The following is a 20,106-nucleotide window of genomic DNA, read 5'->3' on the forward strand; positions in this document are numbered from 1 at the left end:
CCGAGGGGCACACGTCCACCTGAGCCTCTCGGGGTTTGCTGAGCCACAGTGCCGTGGGCCGGTCAGGCGAGGCGGTGGAGTTTGGCGTGGCGGGCGGTCACCCGGTCGCGCCACCGATTGCTGCGATCGCTCCCGACGCCGGTATACCGCTGCCGTCGCGGCGGTCGTCGATGTCGGGCAGATCCACTGCGAGCCCGGTCGAGCCAGCCGCGCGGGCGGGGGTCGGTCCGACCCACGCTGCCACCAAGGCGTTCTCACCGCGGATGAAGCGGTGCGCACGCACCCCGCCAGTGGCTCGCCCCTTGCCGGGGTAGGCCCAGAAGTCGGTCACTTTCACTGATCCGCCGTCGGTCCCCGGTAGCGCATCGTCGCCACCGGCAACCGTCACCACGGCGTTCGCCACCTGCGAATCCACAGCCCCGAACCAGAGCGCGCTCTGGCCAGCACCGAGCTTGATCCCCGCCATGCCGCCACCCGAACGTCCTTGCGGACGCACCACAGCGGCGCTGAAGTGCAGGAGTTGCGCGTCGGTGGTGACGAAGACCAGCTCCTCCTCACCGGTGTGCAACTCGGCGGCGCCGACCACAGCATCCCCGTCTTTGAGAGTGATCAACTCGAAGGAGTCCCTGCTCGGATAGTCCGTGTTCACCCGCTTCACCGTGCCGGCCCGGGTGCCGAGCGCGAGACCGGGGCAGTCCGCGCGAAGCGAGGTCAGCGTCACCACGGTCTCGCGCGCCGCAAGATCGACGTAAGCCCCCACGGGAGCGCCGCCGGACAGTACCGGCGAACCACTGGTCGGGGGCATCGTCGGCAGATCGATGGCTGTAACCCGCACCACCCGTCCGGCCGAGGTCACCAGCCCGAACTCGCCGCGCGCCGTCGTGGTGACCGCGGCGACCACGACATCGTGCTTGCGCCGAGCGCCGCCCTGCGGCAACGGGTCGTCTGTCGTGGTGCGTGCGAGTAGGCCCGTGGAGGACAGCAATACGTGACACGGGTCGTCCGGCACTTCCAGAGACGCTGCGGTCGCGGTCGTACCCGAAGCCTCGAGCAGCGTCGTACGACGCGGTGTGCCATGGGTCTTCGCTATCTCTGCCAGCTCGGCGGACACCGTGCGGCGCAGCAACTTCTCATCCGAGAGAATCTCGCGCAGTGCCTCGATCGCCTCGATCAGCTCCTGCTGCTCCTTCTCCAACTTGATGCGCGAGAACTTGGTGAGCGCACGCAGCTGCAGATCCAGGATGTAGTTGGCCTGCGCCTCTGAGAGGTCGAAGACGTCGATCAGCCGGGTGCGCGCCGATGCTGAATCATCGGAGCTGCGGATGATCTGGATGACCTCGTCGATATCAACGATCGCGACCAGTAGGCCCTCCACCAGGTGTAGACGGGCCAGCCGCTTGTCCAGGCGGAACTGGGTGCGGCGGCGCACGACGTCGATCCGGAAGTCGACGTAGACCCGCAGTAGTTCCTTCAGGCCGAGCGTGCGCGGTTGGCCCTCGACCAGCGCGACGTTGTTGATGCCGAAGGATTCCTCCAGCGGCGTCAGCCGGTAGAGCTGCTCGAGCACCGCATCGGGATTGAAGCCGTTCTTGATCTCGATGACCAGCTGCAGTCCCTTGGTGCGGTCCGAGAGATCTTTCAGATCCGCGATGCCCTGCAACTTCTTGCTCTGTACGAGGTCTTTGACCTTGTCGATGACTTTCTCGGGTCCGACCAGGTAAGGCAGCTCGGTCACGACGATGCCCTTTCGGCGCGGTGTCACGTTCTCGATCCGGACCGTCGCGCGGGTGCGGAAACTGCCGCGACCGGTCAGGTAGGCGTCGCGAATACCTTCCAGACCGACGATCTGTCCACCGCACGGCAGGTCCGGCCCGGGAACGAACCGCATCAGATCGTCCAGTGAGCAGTCCGGACGGGTGATCAGGTGGCGCGCCGCATCGATCACCTCGACGAGGTTGTGCGGCGCCATATTCGTCGCCATACCGACCGCGATACCGCTCGCGCCATTGACCAGCAACGTCGGGAACGCAGCGGGCAGCACGGTCGGCTGCATGAACTGGTCGTCGTAGTTGGGCTCGAAGTCGACGGTGTTCTCATCCAACCCCGCGAGCATCGTCATCGACACCGGCGCCGGTCGGGCCTCGGTGTACCGGGCGGCGGCCGGCCCCTGGTCCAGCGAGCCGAAGTTGCCGTGTCCGTCGACCAGCGGTACCCGCATGGTGAAGTCCTGCGCGAGCCGAACGAGAGTGTCGTAGATTGCCTGGTCACCGTGCGGGTGATACTTGCCCATCACCTCACCGATCACCCGGGAGGACTTCACGTGCGGGCGCTCGGGGCGAAGCCCCAGCTCATCCATCCCGAAGAGAATGCGCCGCTGCACGGGTTTGAGTCCGTCACGGGCATCAGGGATCGCACGGGAGTAGATGACCGAGTACGCGTACTCCAGGTACGCGCTCTGCATCTCGTCCTGTACGTCGATGTCGACGATGTTCTCGACGAAATCGTCGGCGGGGGGTGGGGTCTTGGTGCCGCGCGCCATGCTCCGCGTGTCTCCTTCAAGGTGGGACGGTGACTGCGGGGTCAGTGTCCCTCACCCCGCCGACCGGTACGCAGTGACCACGCCGTTGCGCCATCCGCCGCAGTCGTCGACCGGGCCACGCGAGATGATCGAGGTATGCCTGAGAAGCTCAGTGATCAGCCGCTCACCTACTCCCCGATCGGCGCGACCCGGCCAGGGCAGCCCACCCCGCCTGGGATGCGGCGTACCGGCGCATCCCGCATCGTGGGTGGACCCGAAGTGTTCGACAAGGCAGCAGCTTTCGTGCTCGGTCTCGGCATGCAACGGGGTCTGAAGATGCGCGTCCAGGCACCGGACCGGGCGCTCGCCGTGGGGGATGTCGTGGTGCTGCACGCCGGGCCGGGGCGCGTGGCGTTCCGGATTCCGACCAGGGTCGTCTACCTGGTCGATGAGCCGGACCGGCAGGGATTCGCCTACGGCACGCTGCCCGGACATCCCGAACGTGGTGAGGAGTTGTTCGTGGCGCAGCGGCTGCCGGACGGCCGCACGCAGGTCAGTGTGAGCGCGGTGTCGGCGCCGGGACGCTGGTACACCAGGGCGGCCGGCCCGCTCGGGCATCTGGTGCAGTCCGTTGCCAGCCGGGGGTACGTGGCTACTGCCGCGCGACACTGCCGCTAGTCGCGGGCAGCGCGCCAGCCTGCCGCTACGGCGTCGGACTCGCTGCAGAACCAACGCTCACCCTTGCTGAGCGTGATTTTCGTCTTGTCGTAGCTCCGCCCGCCGGGCACGTGGTAGATCTTTTCGCCCTTGGAACTGATGTTGCCCTTGATGATGCAGGCACCGGCGGGTTTCGCCGGTTGAGCCGGTGGCGCAGGGGGAGCGGGGCGCCTGGTCGGCTTCGGCGCAACGCTTGGTCGCGCGCTGGCCGAAGTGGGCGTCGCAGCCACCAGCGGAGCACCGAAGAAGGGACACGCTCCCCAGAGTCCCGAGCGGGTGGATTTCGCGCTGACCTGCGCGGACCGGAACTGTTTCTGGAACCGGTACGGCGCGGCATAGGTGTACTCGCGACCGAAGCCCCCGGCGATCAGCGTCTGGGCGACATTGACGCCATCGGCGGTGAAGACGTACCGCAGTGAGCGGTCGTACTTGTCACGGTCGCCCTGGGTGGGGTCGGCCTGCAAGCGGACGCTGCGGCTCTGCACCAGGCTCTGCATTTTGCTGCTGGCCTGTTTCCCGAAGCACTGCACCGGCGTGTTCGGTTTACGGGTCTCTGGCGTATCGACGCCGATCAGTCGGATCTTGACTCTGGCACCGTCGATCCGGACCGCAATCGTGTCCCCGTCGATCACGCTGATGACGGGTACGAGTGGACCCAGTGAGGATCCGTCAGAGCTGGTCGGTGAGTTGCCGGCTCCGGTGCTGGAGGTGGCAGACCCAGAAGCTACGGATGCTGCGACCGAGGTGGCCTTTCTCGGACTGGACGCCGCGGAGTCCGTCGCCGGCTGACACGCTGAGATCGCCAGTGTCGTAGCAGCAAGTGTGAGGACCCCGGCCGCGCGTACCCCGCCGCGCGGCGCTCTCAAAGACAGCTTCATGGGCACAGGGTAGATGGTCTCAGTTATCGAAAAACTATTGGTTGCAGGCAAATTCGCTCCCTATCAAGAACGTCGCCTGTTCTTTACGAAATCGTTGACTACAGATTGCTCCGGATGTCGGTCCTTGCGAGTAGTTTCATTTCGTCGCCACAGCCGTCGTCACCATCGGAGAAATTCATGCCCGAGTCCCCTGCGCCCTTGTCCTCACGGCGTTGGTGCGCTGCTCGCCGAATCACCGTGATCGCGGTCGTTGCGACGGTGCTGCCCGCTCTGGGTATGGCTACGGCGAATGCGTCGAGTCCCATCGGAGCCAAGAGCGTGGCACCTGGGGCCCCCGGTTCGGCGCAGCCGGACCTGCGCCAGTTGCACCGCAACATCGACCGCACACTTTCCCCGCGTACCCAGTTCACGATGGCACCTGACGGCTCCAGCGGACTGACTCAGGGCGGTGCAGGGATACCCAACATCGACTCGGTGAAGTCCACGGTGCGCACCTACTACAACGCCGAGAACGGCATCGCGAACAAGACCAGTTCGCCCTACATCAGCGAAATGAACGCACTGATGGCCCGCGAGACCGCGAAGTTGCCGCGGTTGCTCACGCAGGCAAAGAAGACCGGGAAGAAGCCCGCAGTGGTCTTCGACGCGGACGACACGACCCTGTGGACCTACGACATGGAAGACGCGGGGATGCACTTCAACTTCGACCCCGCGTTGCAGGACGTCTACGTGCAGGAGCAGCGTTTCCCCGCGGTCCCGGCAATAGTCGCCTTCGAGAAGAAGGCCAAGGCAATGGGATTCACCATCTTCGGTCTCTCCGGGCGCAACGACGACCAGAAGACCGCAACTGTGGCCAATCTGAACAAGGTCGGCTATCGCGGCTTCACCGCCAACCGGACCTTCACGAAGTGGACCGGTAAGGGCGCCAGCCAGCAGCCGTCGTACATCGCCTGCGTCACGGTGAAATGCACCACGGTCGAGTTCAAGGCCGGCACCCGCGCACACATCGAATCGCTCGGCTACAACATCGCCCTCAACCTTGGCGATCAGTGGTCGGACCTGCAGGGTGGGCATGCATCGAACTACTTGAAGGTGCCCAACCCGACGTACTACCTGCCGTCACCGGACCTGCCAGGACTGTCCGAGCCGAAGCTCGCGCCACGCAGCCACTTCCGGATGAAGGCCGATGGGTCCAGTGGCAGAACTGCCGGGGGAGAGGGCATTCCGAATGTCGACTCCACCAAGTCGACCATCCGCACCTATTACGGCACCGACGCGACTGGCATCGCGAACAAGGTGACCTCGCCGTACATCAGCGAGATCACCAGACTCACCCGCTCGATCTCGCCGATCCTGAACGCGGCCTGCGGTGTCAGCCGTTTCGTCGGGATCCGCCCCGCGATCGTGCTCGACGTGGACGACACCACCTTGTCGACCTACGACATGGAGGATGCCGCGATGCACTTCAACTTCGACCCCGCGTTGCAGGATGTCTACGTACAGGGCCAGAAGTTCCCCGCCACCCCTGGCATGGTCGCCCTGGCGAATGCCGCGACCCGGTCCGGATGCACCATCATCGGGTTGACCGGCCGCAACGATGACCAGAAGGCTGCAACGCTGGGCAACTTGAGCAAGGTCGGCTACACCGGATTCACGTCGGCGAACCTCTATACGAAGTGGACCGGTAAGGGGGCGAGTCAGCAACCGTCGTACATCAAATGTGCCACGGCAAAGTGCTCGACGATCGAGTTCAAGAGTCAGACCCGCGCCTTCAAGCAGACGTCGGCCGGCGGTCGCTACACGATTCTGGCCAACTTCGGCGACCAGTTCAGTGACTTGATCGGAGGCTCCGCAGTCGTGCCGGTGAAGTTGCCGAACCCGACGTACTACCTGCCGTAAGCCGCAGCGATGTCGATGCGTGAGGTGCTGGGCGACCTTGAGGTATCAGCGCGGGAGAGTCTTGACCCGGTGGTCTGGCATTACATCTCTCGCGGGTCGGGCACCGGGCAGAGCGTGCAGGAAGCCGAGACATCCTGGGATGGATGGCGATTGCGTCCTCGGGTGTTGCGCGACGTCTCCCGGGTCCGCACCTCGAGTGCCGTCTTCGGTGACTGGGATACTCCGATCGGGATCGCGCCGACCGCGTTCCACCGGCTGGTGCACCCCGAGGGTGAGGTGGCGACCGCGAGAGGCGCGGTAGCCGCTGGAGCTCCTTTTGTGCTGTCCAGCCGGTCGACGGTGCCGATCGAGCAGGTCGCACAGCAGGTCGCCGGGGCGCCGTGGTGGTTTCAGGTCTACCTGATGCGCGACGGGACGATCAGCGATGCACTCGCGCTGCGCGCAGCAGCGAGCGGCGCAAGGGCACTCGTGCTGACTGGCGACACGCCGTACCTCGGCTACCGCCCCCGGGCGGGCCAGACTCGCCCGCTTCCATTGGGGCAGGAGCTGGAACTGACCGGTGTGCGGCCGCACCTACCAGCGGGCATCACCGATCCGTGGCCGCTGATCGATCAGACCCCGCACCAGACGATGGCCGATATCGGGCGCCTCGCAGAGCTGACCGGACTCCCGGTGATCGTCAAGGGCGTCCTGCGCGCAGATGACGCCCGGACTTGCGTGGAGGCCGGCGCCGAGGGCGTATGGGTCAGCAACCACGGCGGTCGACAACTCGATGGCGCTGTGCCACCGGCCTGGGCATTGCCGGAGGTAGTGGCCGCGGTGGGTGACCGGGTGCCGATTTTCGCGGACGGCGGCATCCGGGGTGGCCGCGATGCGCTGGTCGCGATCGCTCTCGGAGCCTGTGCTGTGTTCTTGGGCAGGCCTGCGCTCTGGGCGCTCGCTGACGGTGGTGGCGACGGGGTGGAGACCATGTTGACCGGGCTGCGAGACGAACTCGCACACTTCATGGGTCTGGCCGGTGCCCGCGACCTTGCTCACCTGGACCGCTCACTGGTGACCCGGCTGCCGGCCTAGCTGTTCACCACGGGCGGCGTCGTCAGGTCAACGGGGTGCCGTACCGGCCGTCGTGGAACACCTCGGCCAGCGGGCGCCTCGATCGGGTGCGGGTGCTACCACTGCGCCGATCCTCGGCGGCATACCCCAGAGCGATCACCCCCACGAGGTGGTGCCCGCCCGGTATGCCGAAACGATCACGCACCGCCGTCATACGATCGGCAGGCGTACCGAAGAAGAGCCCGCTCAGGCCTTCATCGACCGCCCCGAGCAGCATCAACATCGCCGCCATTCCCGTGTCGACGTCCCAGTAGGGGACCGGCCAACGCTCCTCGCTCCGGTCGCTCCACCCCTTGTCCGGCTGTGCATACCTGTCCAGGTAACGGCCTTTGTCCGAGCAGCAGAGGATCAGGACCGGCGCACTGGAAACACCCCGCAGCCAGGCGTCCGACGTACCGTTCGGGCCCGTCGTGGCCGACCAGTAGGCCGACCGGTCACCGGCGTCGCGAAGAACCACGAAATCCCAGCCCTGGCTGAAACCGGCACTCGGTGCCCGGACCGCCAACGACGCGATCCGGCTGAGCGCATCGCAAGGTACGGGCCGATCGGAATCGAACCGGCGCACCATCCGACGTCGCTGGATCGCCTCGCGTAGCTCCATCGGCGTTCAGTCCTTGGACGCGGAGTTCTTCAGGTCAGGGAAGTCAGATTCCCAGAACTCGCTGGGCGCTGTCTCGTGGGCGCCTGGTGATCCCTCCCCGCGGCGCTCGACCTCTTGGCGGCGCAGCTCGACGCGGCGGATTTTGCCGGAGATTGTCTTGGGCAGCTCGGCGAACTCCAGTCGGCGAATTCGTTTGTAGGCGGCGAGGTGCTCCCGGCAGTACGCCAGGATGTCGCGCGCTGTCGCAGCGGTTGGTTCGTACCCGGCGGCGAGCACGATGTAGGCCTTCGGTACCGACAGCCGGGTCGGATCGGGGGAGGGCACGACGGCGGCCTCGGCGACTGCGGGGTGCTCGATCAGCACCGACTCCAGCTCGAACGGCGAGATGCGGTAGTCCGAGGCCTTGAAGACGTCATCCGAACGGCCGACGTAGGTGATGTACCCGTCCGAGTCCCGGCTCGCGACATCACCGGTGTGGTAGACCCCGTCCCGCATGGCGTCAGCGGTCCGCTCGGCATCGCCGTCGTAACCGACCATCAGCCCGACCGGGCGACCCAGCGGGCCGGCCAACCGCAGGCAGATCTCACCCTCCTCCCCTTCGGTTTCCGATGCCGGATCGACCAGCACCACGTCGTAACCCGGCAGCACCCGTCCCATCGAGCCGGGCAACAGTGGTTGGCCGGGGGTATTACCGACCTGCGCCGTGGTCTCGGTCTGCCCGTACCCGTCGCGCACGGTGATGCCGAGCGCGCTGCGGACCTGCTCGATGACCTCCGGGTTGAGCGGCTCGCCCGCTCCGACCATCTCCCGCAACGACAACCGGTTGCGCCACGACGCGAGGTCGGTCTGCACCAGCATCCGATAGACCGTGGGCGGTGCGCAGAATGTCGTTGCCTGCTCCTGCTCCAACGCCCGCAGCAGGCCATCGGCATCGAAGCGCGGCTGGTTGACCATCAACACCGTGGCGCCTGCGTTCCACGGCGCGAAGACGCAGCTCCACGCATGCTTCGCCCAACCTGGTGAGCTCACGTTGAGGTGTACATCCCCGGGCTGCAATCCGATCCAGTACATCGTGGACAGGTGACCCACCGGGTAGGACGCATGCGTGTGCGTCACCAGTTTCGGTGCGGCGGTCGTTCCGGATGTGAAATAGACCAGCATCGGGTCGGTGGCCCCGGTGTCCGCGGTCGGCGATGAGCCTTCGAAGGCGTCGCTCTCGTTGTATGACGTCCACCCGGTCGGCGTATCCGGTCCTACTGCGATTCGGGTGAACTCGCCCGGCACCGTCTCGAATGCTGCGCATGCGCTGGTCGTCACAATTGCGTGCGAGACGGCGCCGCGCTCGATCCGGTCGCGGATATCGGCGGAGGTCAGCAGCGTGGTCGCAGGGATGGTCACCGCCCCGAGCCGGATACACGCCAGCAGGCTCTCCCACAGCTGCACCTGATTGCCGAGCATCAGCAGCACCCGGTCACCGGCGCGCACCCCCGAGGATGCCAGCCATCCAGCCACCTGGGCCGAGCGGGCCGACAGTTGTGCGAACGTCACACTGGTCCGTCGATCGGCTGCTGAGTCCCTGGGGTCCCCGCCCTGGTCGACAATCGTCAGTGCGGCGCGATCGCGCGAGTCGGGGTCGGCGGCCAGGACGTCGAACCAGTCGGTCGCCCAGTTGAAGTGGTCCAGTAGCGGGACGTCGTAGCCGGACAGTGCTGCGTCGTAGTCGGTCCGGTGCGCCTGCAGATGGTCGCGCGCGGCTCGGAAGACTTCTGTGGGGCTGGCGATAGGCTGCGAGCTTGTCGGATGCATACCTGAATGTAACCAGCGTCACGTGCGCCGGTCACTGTCGACAGCCAACCGAACGGGCGTCAGCGGCGTCGCAGAGAATGTGAGCACCATTTCTCTGCCGTTACGCCGGTCGCGCCCGGTACGTACGCAGAGGAGCACGACCGTGACCCGGGGGCAAGCGGCACGTGAGGCAGACGTGCGTGAGGTGTACGACGCGCACTTCGGTCGACTTGTCGGCTGGGCGACGTCGCTGGTGGGGGACCGCGACCTCGCGCACGACTTTGTCACCGAGGCATTCATCCGGCTGATCAACCACTGGGGTCAGGTCTCCGAGCCCCGTCCGTGGCTCTACACCACGGTGGCCAACCAGGTCCGTGACCACTGGCGCAAACGCGGTCGTGAGACGGCGGCCTACAACAAGTACACAGCAGGTCGGCCCGTCGGTATCGATGTCGCTGCGCCCGAACCGGATGCCGCCACGCGGCTCAGCGTCCGGGACGCCGTAGAGTCCCTGCCGAACCGATTGCGGATGACGGTCCTGCTGCACTATTACGCCGATCTCTCGGTCGCTCAGGTCGCTCGCGAACTCGGAAAATCAGAAGGTGCTGTGAAACGAGACCTGTTCGATGGGCGTAAGCTATTGGCTGCGCATTTGAAGGACATCCGATGAATTTCGGTAACCGGCACGAACCGCCGGAGCCTGTAGAACCGGCAGAATCCGCGAACTTCAGGGAACCCGCCTACGACGATGACCCCGTCGCCCAGTTCTTCGCGCAGGAGCGGCGTGCTGTGCAGCCGCAGGTGGCCGATGATCTGGCCTGGGCGCGCATCACCAAGGGTGCCCGCCGCGCGACCCCGGGCCGGTTCCTGATGGGCGCAGTCGCAGCGGCAGCCGTCGCCGTGGTCGCCGGTTTCGGCATCCTCACCCTGCATGAGCCCCAGGCGACGACTGCCGCGACACGCGTCACGTCACCTGTGCAGTCCTCGATGGCTCAACCCGATCAGACCAACAGTGCACAGCAGAAGGGTCCGGCCCCGTCCGCCGGTCCCTTCCAGTCCAGCACTCCCTCTACTCCTTCCAGGCCCCCTCAGTCCACGCCACCGGAGTTCGTCACCTGGTCCCTCAGCAATGCAGGGGGTCGGCGGATTTTCAACCTCGGCGCGAGTAAATGCGGAAGTGCTGTCTGCCCGGTGCTGCTGCGTTCGGTCGACAACGGAGCACGGTGGACGCCGGTTCACATCTTCCCGGCATCAGTATCGACGCCGACCGTAGGTCCGGGGACCGGTCGGATCGGCAGTTCCGACGCGGTGCGCGACGTCCGTTTCGTGACTCCGCAGATCGGCTACGTCTTCGGCAGCGACCTGTGGGTGACCCGTGACGGTGGCGAAAAATTCTCCCGGATCGCGCACCCCGGTCGCTTCGTGCTCGATATCGAGGCTTCCCGCGGCCGTGCCCTGGTGGTCACGTCGGACAGCTGTGCTGCCTCGGCATGCACGGGCGCAGTGAGTGTCACAACTTTGGACACTGCGGCCGACGCCTTGCCTGCCGCAGGTTCGGCGAACACCGACCTGACCTCCTCGGTGTCTGCAGCCGATCTGGTGGTGCACGGCAACCAGGTACTGCTGTCGCTGACCAAAGCTGCGGACGGCACGCCGCTGCCACTGTTACGGATGCAGGGTGGCTCCCTCAGCCCGGTGTCGACCCCGAGTGCCTGCCGGGGAAGCAACCTGCAGGCGGTGACCGCTGCGGCCGATGCCGACCTTCGCCTGTTCGCGCTCTGTAACCCGCAGGACGGGCCATCGCAGTCGACCTACACGCTCGTGACCAGCACCGACGGCGGCGTCACGTGGGGGGCGGTGTCCTCCGGGGCGGTCCAGCTGCCCAAGGGTGGTCGACCTCAGCTCGCTGCTGTGGACAGTACGCACCTTGCCGCTGCCGTAGGTACGACAGACGGGTCGACCGCGCTCAACGGCGCGCGTCTGCTGGTCTCGCAGAACGGTGGCCGCACCTTCGCCGCCAAGGACAGCCGGTTGGGCCTACCGGCGACGGGCATCGATTGGATCGCGAGCCCGGGAGCCGGCCAGTACTACGCCGTGACCACCGATGGCTCCGGGTACTACTGGTCCACGGACGCCGGGCAGAGCTGGCGCAGGGTCGATCCCAGGGCGTGACGTGGCAGGGTGGCGGAATGACTCCAGTCGAGCAACCACCGGTCTACCCCGCCCACTGGGAGGCGGACGTGGTGCTGCGGGACGGATCGATCGGTCACGTGCGCCCGATTCAGCCGAGCGACGCCACGTTGATCCAGGCTTTCCACGAGCGACAGTCCAAGGAGTCCATCTACCTGCGCTTCTTCGCCCCGCTGCCGCGACTGTCCGACAAGGATGCGTTCCGATTCGCGAATGTCGACCACAGTTCGCGGGTCGCCCTGGTCATGGAAGCCGGCGGGCAGCTGGTGGGAATAGGACGGTTCGACAAGGTCGGTGACGATCCACCCAGTGCCGAGGTGGCCTTCAACGTCGCCGATGACTTCCAGGGCCGTGGGGTGGGGTCGGTGCTCCTGGAGCACCTGGTCGCGATCGGTCAGGAGGTGGGAGTCGAGCAGTTCACCGCGGATGTGCTCCCGCAGAACCGCAAGATGCTGGGCGTCTTCTCCGAGGCAGGGTTCGAGGTGCGACGCCACTTCGATGACGGGGTGATGGCGCTGTCGTTTCGGATCGAGAGCACCGAGCGCAGCCGTGAAGTTCTCGAGGCGCGTGAGCACCGGTCGGAGTCGCTGAGCATCCGGGCGTTGCTGGCGCCGTCCAGTGTCGCGGTGGTCGGGGTCGGATCGCGCCCCAACTCGGTGGGGCGGCAGATCTTCGAGAGGGTACTCAGCCAGGGGTTCGGCGGCACCGCCTATGCCGTCAACCTTCACCCTCACGCTGAGGTCGAGGCTGAGGTCTACGCCCATGTCACCGACCTGCCGGGTCCCGTGGATGTAGCAGTCATCGCAACACCCGCGGGCGCTGTTCTCGACGTCGCCAGAGACTGCGCACAGCACGGTGTGCGGGCACTGGTCGTGGTGTCCGCAGGCTTCGCCGAGGCGGGCCAGGAAGGTGAGGCGTTACAGCGCGAGTTGCTGCAGGTGGCGCGGCGCGGCGGAATGCGGGTCGTCGGACCCAACTCCTTCGGGATCATCGACACCAGGGAAGGTGTCTCTTTGAATGCTTCGGTCGCGCCGACGATGCCAGACGCCGGCGGTTTCGGTATTTTTGCGCAAAGCGGGGTGCTGGGTATCTCGGTGCTTGCATCAGCGGCTCGGCGGGGCCTCGGGCTCAGCGATTTCGTGTCGGCAGGTAACCGGATCGATGTGTCCGGCAACGACATCATGCAGTTCTGGATCGATGATCCCCAGACTCGGGCGGCCGGTCTCTATCTGGAATCGATGGGTAATCCGCGTAAGTTCGCCCGGATCGCACGACGCCTGGCGAGTGAGAAGCCGGTGATCGTCATCAAATCGGGCACCTCGTCGTACGGCGTACCGCCCGGCCACCGCGTGCGCGAGACCACTGTGGGCCCGCGCGCCTTCAGCCAGATGCTGCGCCAGACCGGCGTCATCCGGGTCGAGAACATTCACCAGTTGCTCGATGTCGCGCAACTGGTCATCAACCAACCGGTGCCCGCCGGCACCGGGGTCGCGATCGTCGGCAATACCGCCTCGCTCGCCGCACTTGCAGCCGACAACGTGGTCAGCTGGAACCTGGACGTGGTGCACGGGCCTGTGACGATCTCGCCGCTGGCGAGTGAGGAAGCAACCACGCAGGCGCTGGAAAAGGCGTTCGCCGACCCCGACGTGCACAGTGTGGTGGCCTGTTTCCTGCATGCAGAGGCGGAGCAGAGCATCCGCTCGGCGACCACACTCGCCCGGGTGGCTGCACAGCACGAGAAGTCATGTATCTCCACATTCGTCGGCGTGCAGGAAGTTCGATCTGCGCTGGCGTCCGGGCGAAGCGAGCCGGACGGGCCGAATCGGCCGGCGGGTGTCGACGCAGGAGCAGCTCCTCAGCGCACCGCAAAAGTCATCCCGGTGTACGGAACGCCTGAGGACGGGGTGCGCGCGCTGGCTGCGGCGACACGCTACGGACAGTGGCGTCGGGCCGATCACGGAGAGCTGGTCAACCCCGACGGCATCGAGCGCGCGAAGGTGGATGCCGTGGTGGAGCAGGTGCTGGCGGACTGCCCGAAGGGCCGTGCCCTGGCGCCCACGGAGGTACGCGAGGTGCTGGCCGCCTACGGCATCGACGTCTGGGAAACGGTCAGCGTCGACTCGCCCGCGCGCGCCGCCGCCGCCGCTGTACACCTGGGATTTCCAGTCGTGGTGAAGTCGACATCGCCGTTGGCCACCAGTTTGCCGGTCGCGAGTGTGCGGCTGGACCTCAATACGCGCTCTGCGACCCGGTCCGCATTCATCACGTTGCAGGAGCGTCTGGCTCCGCTGCGCGCAGATCGAATGGTGGTGCAACGAATGGCCACGCCAGGCATCCCGTGTGTCATCTCCTCCGTTGAGGATCCCCTCTTCGGGCCGGTCATCGGATTCGCGGTCGCCGGGCCGCCGCGCGAGGTGATGGGCGATATCGGTTACCGGATTCCGCCACTGCGCACCGGCGACGTGCGAGATCTGATCGGCTCGGTGCGTGCCGCGCCACTGTTGCGCGGTCACGGCGGCCGCCCACCAGCGGATCCGGTCGCCCTGGAGGACCTGATCGCCCGGGTCTCGATGATTGCCGAGCACTTCCCGGAGGTCGCCGCGTTGGAGCTGAACCCCGTCAACACCCACGCCGGCGGGGTCGAGGTGCTGGGCGCGAGCATCACGGTCGCGCCCAGCGCAGTGCGTACCGATCGGGGACGACGAGCCCTGGCCTGACGGCGGGGATGCGACAATGCCGCAATGTCTTATGCCGGCCCACGCAGCGAGGCGCTGCCCGCAGCCCTGCTCTCCGATATCGAATCCTCGGGGTACTACCCGGCTCTGGTCAGCGACGTGGTCGTCACCGCACTCGGTGACGACCAGGTGCTGTCCCACCTGGTGCATGCCGAGACCACGTTCGACAGTGAAACTGTCCGACGGCACGTGACAGTGCTGGTACTGGCACCGCACAGGCTGGTGGTGGTGCACGCCGATGACCACGCGCCATCCGCCGACACCCCGGCCGAGCACCTGGGTGCTGTCGCAACCGCGACGTCCGAGACGATCCCGCTGCAGCGGGTGCGCGGGGTGATGCTTGCTCACGTGGTGGCCGGACCGGAGGACTACGTACCGGGCACGCTCGGTCGCGAGATCAGCCTGAAAGTCGGCTGGGGCACCGTGTCCTCGATCGATCTGATGCCCGCCCAGTGCGCCGACCCGCAGTGCGAGGCCGACCACGGGTACGAAGGGACCATCGGCGACGACGACATCACGCTGCGGATAGCCGGCGACGTCGATGGCGACGCCACGCTGCACCAGGCGAAGGAATTCGCAGCGACCCTGTCGCGTGTCGTCGGCCGATCCACTCGGTGAGCTCGATCGACGCGGCTTCTTGGCAGACGGCCTACCCGGGGTTTCTCATACCGAGCTACGACCGTGGCGGCCTCGCTGGCGTTCTCCCGGCGATCCTCGGCTCGCTGGGCATTCCGTTGGATCTACCCTCGCCCCGCCACGCGGTGCCTGCTGCACGACATGCCGTCGTCGTGCTCGCCGACGGTCTCGGCTGGGAGCAGCTACGCGAACGCAGCGGGCATGCGCCGTTCCTGCGCAGAGCAATGGCTGCCCAGGGCGTCATCGCAGAGCCCCTCACCGCCGGTTTTCCGTCGACGACGGCGACGAGTATGGGTAACTTCGGCACCGGCCGCGGACCGGGCGTACACGGACTTGTCGGCTACCAGGTGCAGATACCGGGCACCACCAGGATCTTCAACGAGTTGGGTTGGCAGGGCGGACCGGACCCGGTGCAGTGGCAACCGGAGCCCACGATGTTCGAGCAGGCCACCGATGGCGGCGTCGACGTGACGATGGTCGGTCCGAGCCACTTCGATGGGTCGGGGCTGAGCACCGCTGCTCTTCGCGGAGCACGTTTCACTGGTGCTGAGGACCTACCTGGCCGGGTGGACGCCACGTTGGCAGCATTGCGCGCAGCGCCACGGGACCGGTCGGCACTGATCTACCTCTACTGGGGGGAGGTGGACAAGGCCGGCCACGTGCATGGTGCCTTCTCCTGGCAGTGGGGTGAGGAGCTGGAGCAGCTCGATGCCGAACTGGCTCGACTGCACCGCTCGTTGCCGACGCAGACCTCGCTGACACTGACCGCCGACCACGGAATGGTGGACGTGCCCGCGGACGCACGCATCGATGTAGCCCACGATGCAGAGCTGCGCGACGGAGTGCGGGCCGTGGGGGGTGAGCTGCGAGCACCGCAGGTGTACTGCCTCCCAGGCGCGGCGTCCCACGTACTCGCGACGTGGCGCAAGCGACTCGGCGATCAGGCGTGGGTCCTCAGTCGGGAGGAGGCCGTGCAGACAGGCTTGTTCGGTCCGGTCCTACCCCGGGTCCTGCCGCGCCTGGGCGACGTCATCGTTGCCATGCATGCACCGGCCGGGATCTTTGACGGCCGCGTCATGACGCCGAGGGTGTCCGGGCTCGTTGGGCACCACGGTTCACTCACCAGTGCGGAGCAGCTCGTACCGCGCATCCACTGGTCTGCGGCCTAGGCTGGTCGATCGTGGCGCAACTGGTTTTCTTCTCCGGCACGATGGACTGCGGCAAGTCCACGCTCGCTCTGCAGATGGAGCACAACCACCGCGCGCGCGGTCATGACGGTCTGGTCTTCACCAGGAATGACCGGGCCGGCGAAGCGGTGCTGTCCAGTCGTCTGGGACTGGCCCGGGAGGCCCTCGAGGTCACCGACGAACTCGATTTCTGGGACGTGGTGGTCGAATTCGCGACCCGTGGTCGTGCCTTGCGTTTCCTGATCTGCGACGAAGCGCAGTTCTACACGGGCGAGCAGGTAGAGGGCCTGGCCAGGATTGTCGACGAGATGGACATCGACGTCTTTGCGTTCGGGATCACTGCCGACTTCCGGGCCCACCTGTTCCCCGGCTCGCAGCGGCTGATCGAGCTGGCTGACTCGGTCAGCTCGCTGCAGGTCGAGGCGCTGTGCTGGTGCGGACGTACGGCGACCCACAACGCACGGGTCGTCGACGGGCAGATGGTCGTGCAGGGCGATCAGGTACTCATCGGAGACGTGCGGGAGAGCCCCACTGTCGGGTCGGTGGAGTACGAGGTGCTGTGCCGACGCCACTACATGCGTCGGATGACCTCCCATGCCGCGCAGGCGACGGCGCAACACCCATTGCCCTTCGACGCCGGCCTGTGCCCGGTGTCGTCGCTACCGTCTGCGTGACGCTGGCAGGTCGTGATCGCCGGCACTGGGTCGTTCCAACGCGAGGTGACCCTGCGGTGACACCCTCGACCTGCATGATGGACCCATGACCGACTCCTCCAGCGATCAGGACCGGACGCGTCCGATGTCCCGCAAGAGGATTGCCGAGCTCGAAGCCGATCGTCTGCGACGTGGGCGGGTCACCCGACCGCTGCCCACATTCGGTGGACCCCGCTCTGCTCCTACCGACCCGGCCGATCCCGGCGCAGCTGCGCCGGGATCGACGCTGTCCTGGCGATCGACCGAGGATGACGTCGAGTCCGAGTCCGAGGTCGAGTCCAACTCCGGGGTCGGCGCCGACGGACCGGCCCGCCCTGGTACCCGCGCCGGTACGGCCGCCCATGGCGCCTTCAAGGGCGCGGCACTCGTGGCACGTGGTGGAGCCGGCGTGGGCCGGTCCTCCTACCGGCTGGCCCGTCGAGCCAGCCAGGCCCAGGGAGCGGGAGAATCCGGCCTGTCGCGGCTGATCGAGGTGCATGCTTTCAGTTCCGCAGGAGATGCGGCCGTGGCGGTCGGCCTGGCCGGAACGGTCTTCTTCGCCGGGACCAACGTCCAGGCCCGGGGCCACACCTTGTTGTTCCTGGTACTCACGATGTTGCCGTTCGCCCTGGTCGCGCCGCTCCTCGGCCCGCTGCTGGACCGGGTGCGACATGGGCGGCGGTGGGCGATCGGGGCGACCCTCGCCGGTCGGGCGTTCCTGTGTTGGGTTCTCGCCGGCGCTGTCGACGCGGACTCGTTGTGGCTTTTTCCAGTGGCGATGAGCGTCCTGGTGGCTTCCAAGGCTTACCTGGTGACCAGGTCAGCCGCGGCGCCGAGACTGCTGCCGAGTCAGTTGACCCTGGTCAAGGCCAACGGGCGGTTGTCGCTGTCCGGAACGGTGGGCGCCGGCGTTGGTGGCGGCATTGCAGCAGCTGTCTCGGCGCTGGGTGGTGCCAGTTGGTCGCTGCGGGTCGCGTTCCTGCTGTTCGTGGTCGGTACGGTCCTCGCGGTGCTCCTTCCGGCCCGCATCGATTCCAGCGAGGGGGAGAAAGAGACGTCGGTGGTCGATCTGGCCACGGGAGAGAACCTCTCCCGGCGCGGCATCTCTCACGAGGTGATCTCCGCGTTGCGCGCAAACGTCGGTTTGCGATGGCTCTCCGGCTTCCTGACGATCTTTCTCGCGTTCCTCATGCGCTCTCACCCCTTTGCCGGCTGGGAAAATCGCACCGGTCTGCTGTTGGCGCTCGTGGTGGGCGCGGCGGGCCTCGGAAATGTCCTCGGAACGGTCATGGGTTCATTGCTACGGGTGGCGTCGCCTCGAGTGATCGTGCTCGCGACCCTGCTCGCGGATGCGGTTGCCATCGTGGGCGCTGCAGCCTTCTTCAGTTTGTGGACAGCCGTAGCCGTCGGACTGGTGGCTGGAATCAGTCAGCAGCTCGGCAAGCTCGCGTTGGATTCGCTCATTCAGGACACGGTCCCCGAACGCATGCGAACCAGTGTGTTCGGGCGATCTGAGGCTCTGATCCAGCTGTCATGGGTGCTCGGCGGCATCGTGGCGTTGGTGATTCCCGACAACGCCACGGTAGGAATGGTGCTGGCCGCGTTCGTACTGGTGCTCTGGGCGTTCGCTGTGCTGGTCTGGCACAGCGGCCGTGGATTACGACCCGTCAGTCGCGGCCGCGTCGGCCACCGAACATGATGTCGTCCCAGCTCGGAACGCTGGGTCGCCCGGATCGAGCAGCACCGGGACGGCTGGGCGGCGTCGGGCGCTCGCCAGCCTCCGGTTCTGCTGCCGGTACCGCCTGCTCGGACTGCTCGGACTGCTCGGACTGCACTGGATTTTCGGCAGTGTGATCGGTGTCGGCGACGTCATCTTGCACCACCTCGTCCTGTTCCTCGTCCTGCGCATCGTGCTCCGCCGCGGCATCGTTGTTCGGCGTCCCGCTGTCCGGGTCGTTGCTCGAACTGATGGCGGGAAGATCGTCGTCGTCACGTTCGCTGCCCGAGACGTCGGCTCCAGCGGTCGCGGGGAGTTCGCCGGTCGGAACAGCGCGGAACAAATCGACTGTTCCGGTGACGGGGTCGTGGCCCAACTCCTGCACGGTGGGCTTGTTCACCTCGGCGGTGGCGTCGTCCGACCCGCCGTCGTGACCTTCACCTGCACCGGCAGTTGAATCTGCCGGGCTCCCGTCACCTGTGCGGTGCGAGTCCAGCAGCTCCGCGGATATGGGCCCATCGTGAGGTCGGGTCGGGGGGACCCGTCGGTTGCGTGCCCGCCGCCCGCGCGAACGCGCCTGCATCGCCGAGACGAGATCCACCGGTTCCGCACTCTCGGTCACGCCGCCTTCGGCTTCCACGTCGAAGACCTTCACCGGGCGCGCAGGGGTCTGGACCGATCCACCCTGACTTCGTTCGTCCTCACCGAGCCAGCGTGCCTCGTCATCAATGGGGGACAGCGAGCGTGTTGCCGGGCGGAAGTCCCAGGAAGCCTCCCGCGCACGACCGCCCGCGCTGAACCGGCATACGACGACCCACCCGCGGCCGGCACGACGCGATGCGTCCCACTGCACGGAGGCGGCGTCGACTCCGCGATCCTGCAGGCGGGCCGCTATCCGGTCGCCGACGGTGCTGGCCGAGTGGCCGGAGGCGGCGCCGACCGGCAGGTCCTGCACCAGGCCGGCGATGTAGGACCGCTCGGCTTCGATCGGTGCGGCGTACCGCTCCACCTTTGCCAGCTCCCAGTCGGCTGCCGCGGCCACGTGAGTAACGGAGTGGCCGGCGCGCAGGAGCTCCTGGACGGCCCGTGGCGTCACCAGCTCACCAGGCGGCAGCATCGGGACGTCGCGGACCTGCTGCGCAGGTGTGACAGCGGTCGCGAAAGCCGTTGCGGGTGGGACGGCCACCGGACGCAGGGCCCGATCCTCCGAGGCACTTGCACGGTTACCCGAGCTGTCGGCGTCGGTTCCGGGGTTCGGGCCGCGCTCGCTGTCCAGATCGCCCAGGTCGGACTGATCCCGCAGTGTCGCGAGCGAAGATCGCAGCAGGTCGGTGACCGGCAACGCGAACTCTTCGCCGTCATCGTCGACCAACTGCAGATCGGCACCATCGATTCCGGTCACCTGTAGGTACCGCATCGCTCGTCCTGCCTCTCGGAG

At 66.7% G+C, this 20,106-nt stretch carries 15 protein-coding genes; 10 read left to right on the plus strand and 5 right to left on the minus strand.

All coding sequences use genetic code 11. The annotated features are described in order from the left end of the window. Window positions 1–97: 97 nt before the first annotated feature. Window positions 98–2,539, minus strand: a complete 2,442-nt coding sequence (locus V3G39_08815; GenBank protein XAS78118.1) for a DNA topoisomerase IV subunit A — start codon at window positions 2,537–2,539, stop codon at window positions 98–100. Window positions 2,540–2,674: 135 nt separating this feature from the next. Between V3G39_08815 and V3G39_08820 the strand changes: the two genes are divergently transcribed. Next, a complete protein-coding gene (locus tag V3G39_08820; GenBank protein ID XAS78119.1) occupies window positions 2,675–3,196 on the plus strand; it encodes a DUF1990 domain-containing protein in 522 nt (173 codons plus the stop codon). Here V3G39_08820 and V3G39_08825 read toward each other — a convergent pair. Further along, window positions 3,193–4,113: a thermonuclease family protein gene (locus V3G39_08825; GenBank protein XAS78120.1), complete on the minus strand. Its 921-nt coding sequence runs from the start codon at window positions 4,111–4,113 to the stop codon at window positions 3,193–3,195. The two genes, V3G39_08820 and V3G39_08825, sit on opposite strands and share 4 nt — an antisense overlap. A gap of 177 nt (window positions 4,114–4,290) precedes the next feature. Here V3G39_08825 and V3G39_08830 point away from each other — a divergent pair, with 177 nt between their 5' ends. Continuing rightward, window positions 4,291–6,012 (plus strand): HAD family acid phosphatase, encoded by a 1,722-nt coding sequence (locus V3G39_08830; GenBank protein ID XAS78121.1) that lies wholly within the window; start codon window positions 4,291–4,293, stop codon window positions 6,010–6,012. 9 nt (window positions 6,013–6,021) lie between these two features. Beyond that, entirely contained in the window at window positions 6,022–7,086 is a 1,065-nt protein-coding gene (locus V3G39_08835) for an alpha-hydroxy acid oxidase (GenBank protein ID XAS78122.1), read from the plus strand. Between the two features lie 22 nt (window positions 7,087–7,108). Here the strand turns inward: V3G39_08835 and V3G39_08840 are convergent, their stop codons facing one another. Both V3G39_08840 and V3G39_08845 read right to left on the minus strand, forming a co-directional pair. Beyond that, window positions 7,109–7,726 (minus strand): nitroreductase family protein, encoded by a 618-nt coding sequence (locus V3G39_08840; protein ID XAS78123.1) that lies wholly within the window; start codon window positions 7,724–7,726, stop codon window positions 7,109–7,111. Window positions 7,727–7,732: 6 nt separating this feature from the next. Further along, a complete protein-coding gene (locus tag V3G39_08845) occupies window positions 7,733–9,532 on the minus strand; it encodes an AMP-binding protein (GenBank protein ID XAS78124.1) in 1,800 nt (599 codons plus the stop codon). 142 nt (window positions 9,533–9,674) lie between these two features. On the opposite strand from V3G39_08845, the gene V3G39_08850 reads away from it, so the two are divergent. The 7 genes from V3G39_08850 to V3G39_08880 all read left to right on the plus strand — a co-directional run bounded on the left by V3G39_08850 (window position 9,675) and on the right by V3G39_08880 (window position 18,650). Beyond that, a complete protein-coding gene (locus V3G39_08850; GenBank protein XAS78125.1) occupies window positions 9,675–10,181 on the plus strand; it encodes an RNA polymerase sigma factor in 507 nt (168 codons plus the stop codon). Next, window positions 10,178–11,683: a hypothetical protein gene (locus V3G39_08855; GenBank protein XAS78126.1), complete on the plus strand. Its 1,506-nt coding sequence runs from the start codon at window positions 10,178–10,180 to the stop codon at window positions 11,681–11,683. Before V3G39_08850 ends, V3G39_08855 begins: the two co-directional genes overlap by 4 nt. 17 nt (window positions 11,684–11,700) lie before the next feature. Continuing rightward, on the plus strand, window positions 11,701–14,418 hold the full coding sequence (locus V3G39_08860) for a GNAT family N-acetyltransferase (GenBank protein XAS78127.1): 2,718 nt from the start codon (window positions 11,701–11,703) through the stop codon (window positions 14,416–14,418). A 24-nt stretch (window positions 14,419–14,442) separates the two neighbouring features. Beyond that, on the plus strand, window positions 14,443–15,054 hold the full coding sequence (locus V3G39_08865) for a DUF5998 family protein (GenBank protein XAS78128.1): 612 nt from the start codon (window positions 14,443–14,445) through the stop codon (window positions 15,052–15,054). Next, window positions 15,051–16,241, plus strand: coding sequence for a nucleotide pyrophosphatase/phosphodiesterase family protein (locus tag V3G39_08870; GenBank protein XAS78129.1), 1,191 nt, complete (start codon window positions 15,051–15,053; stop codon window positions 16,239–16,241). The genes V3G39_08865 and V3G39_08870 overlap by 4 nt, the downstream gene beginning before the upstream one ends. A gap of 11 nt (window positions 16,242–16,252) precedes the next feature. Continuing rightward, a complete protein-coding gene (locus tag V3G39_08875; protein XAS78130.1) occupies window positions 16,253–16,933 on the plus strand; it encodes a thymidine kinase in 681 nt (226 codons plus the stop codon). A gap of 85 nt (window positions 16,934–17,018) precedes the next feature. Continuing rightward, a complete protein-coding gene (locus V3G39_08880; protein XAS78131.1) occupies window positions 17,019–18,650 on the plus strand; it encodes an MFS transporter in 1,632 nt (543 codons plus the stop codon). Here V3G39_08880 and sepH read toward each other — a convergent pair. Beyond that, complete coding sequence (sepH, locus tag V3G39_08885; protein ID XAS78132.1) at window positions 18,619–20,085, minus strand: septation protein SepH; 1,467 nt, start codon at window positions 20,083–20,085, stop codon at window positions 18,619–18,621. The genes V3G39_08880 and sepH overlap by 32 nt on opposite strands. Window positions 20,086–20,106: the final 21 nt, after the last annotated feature.

This window comes from Dermatophilaceae bacterium Sec6.4 (assembly GCA_039636865.1).
Taxonomy (GTDB): domain Bacteria; phylum Actinomycetota; class Actinomycetes; order Actinomycetales; family Dermatophilaceae; genus Allobranchiibius.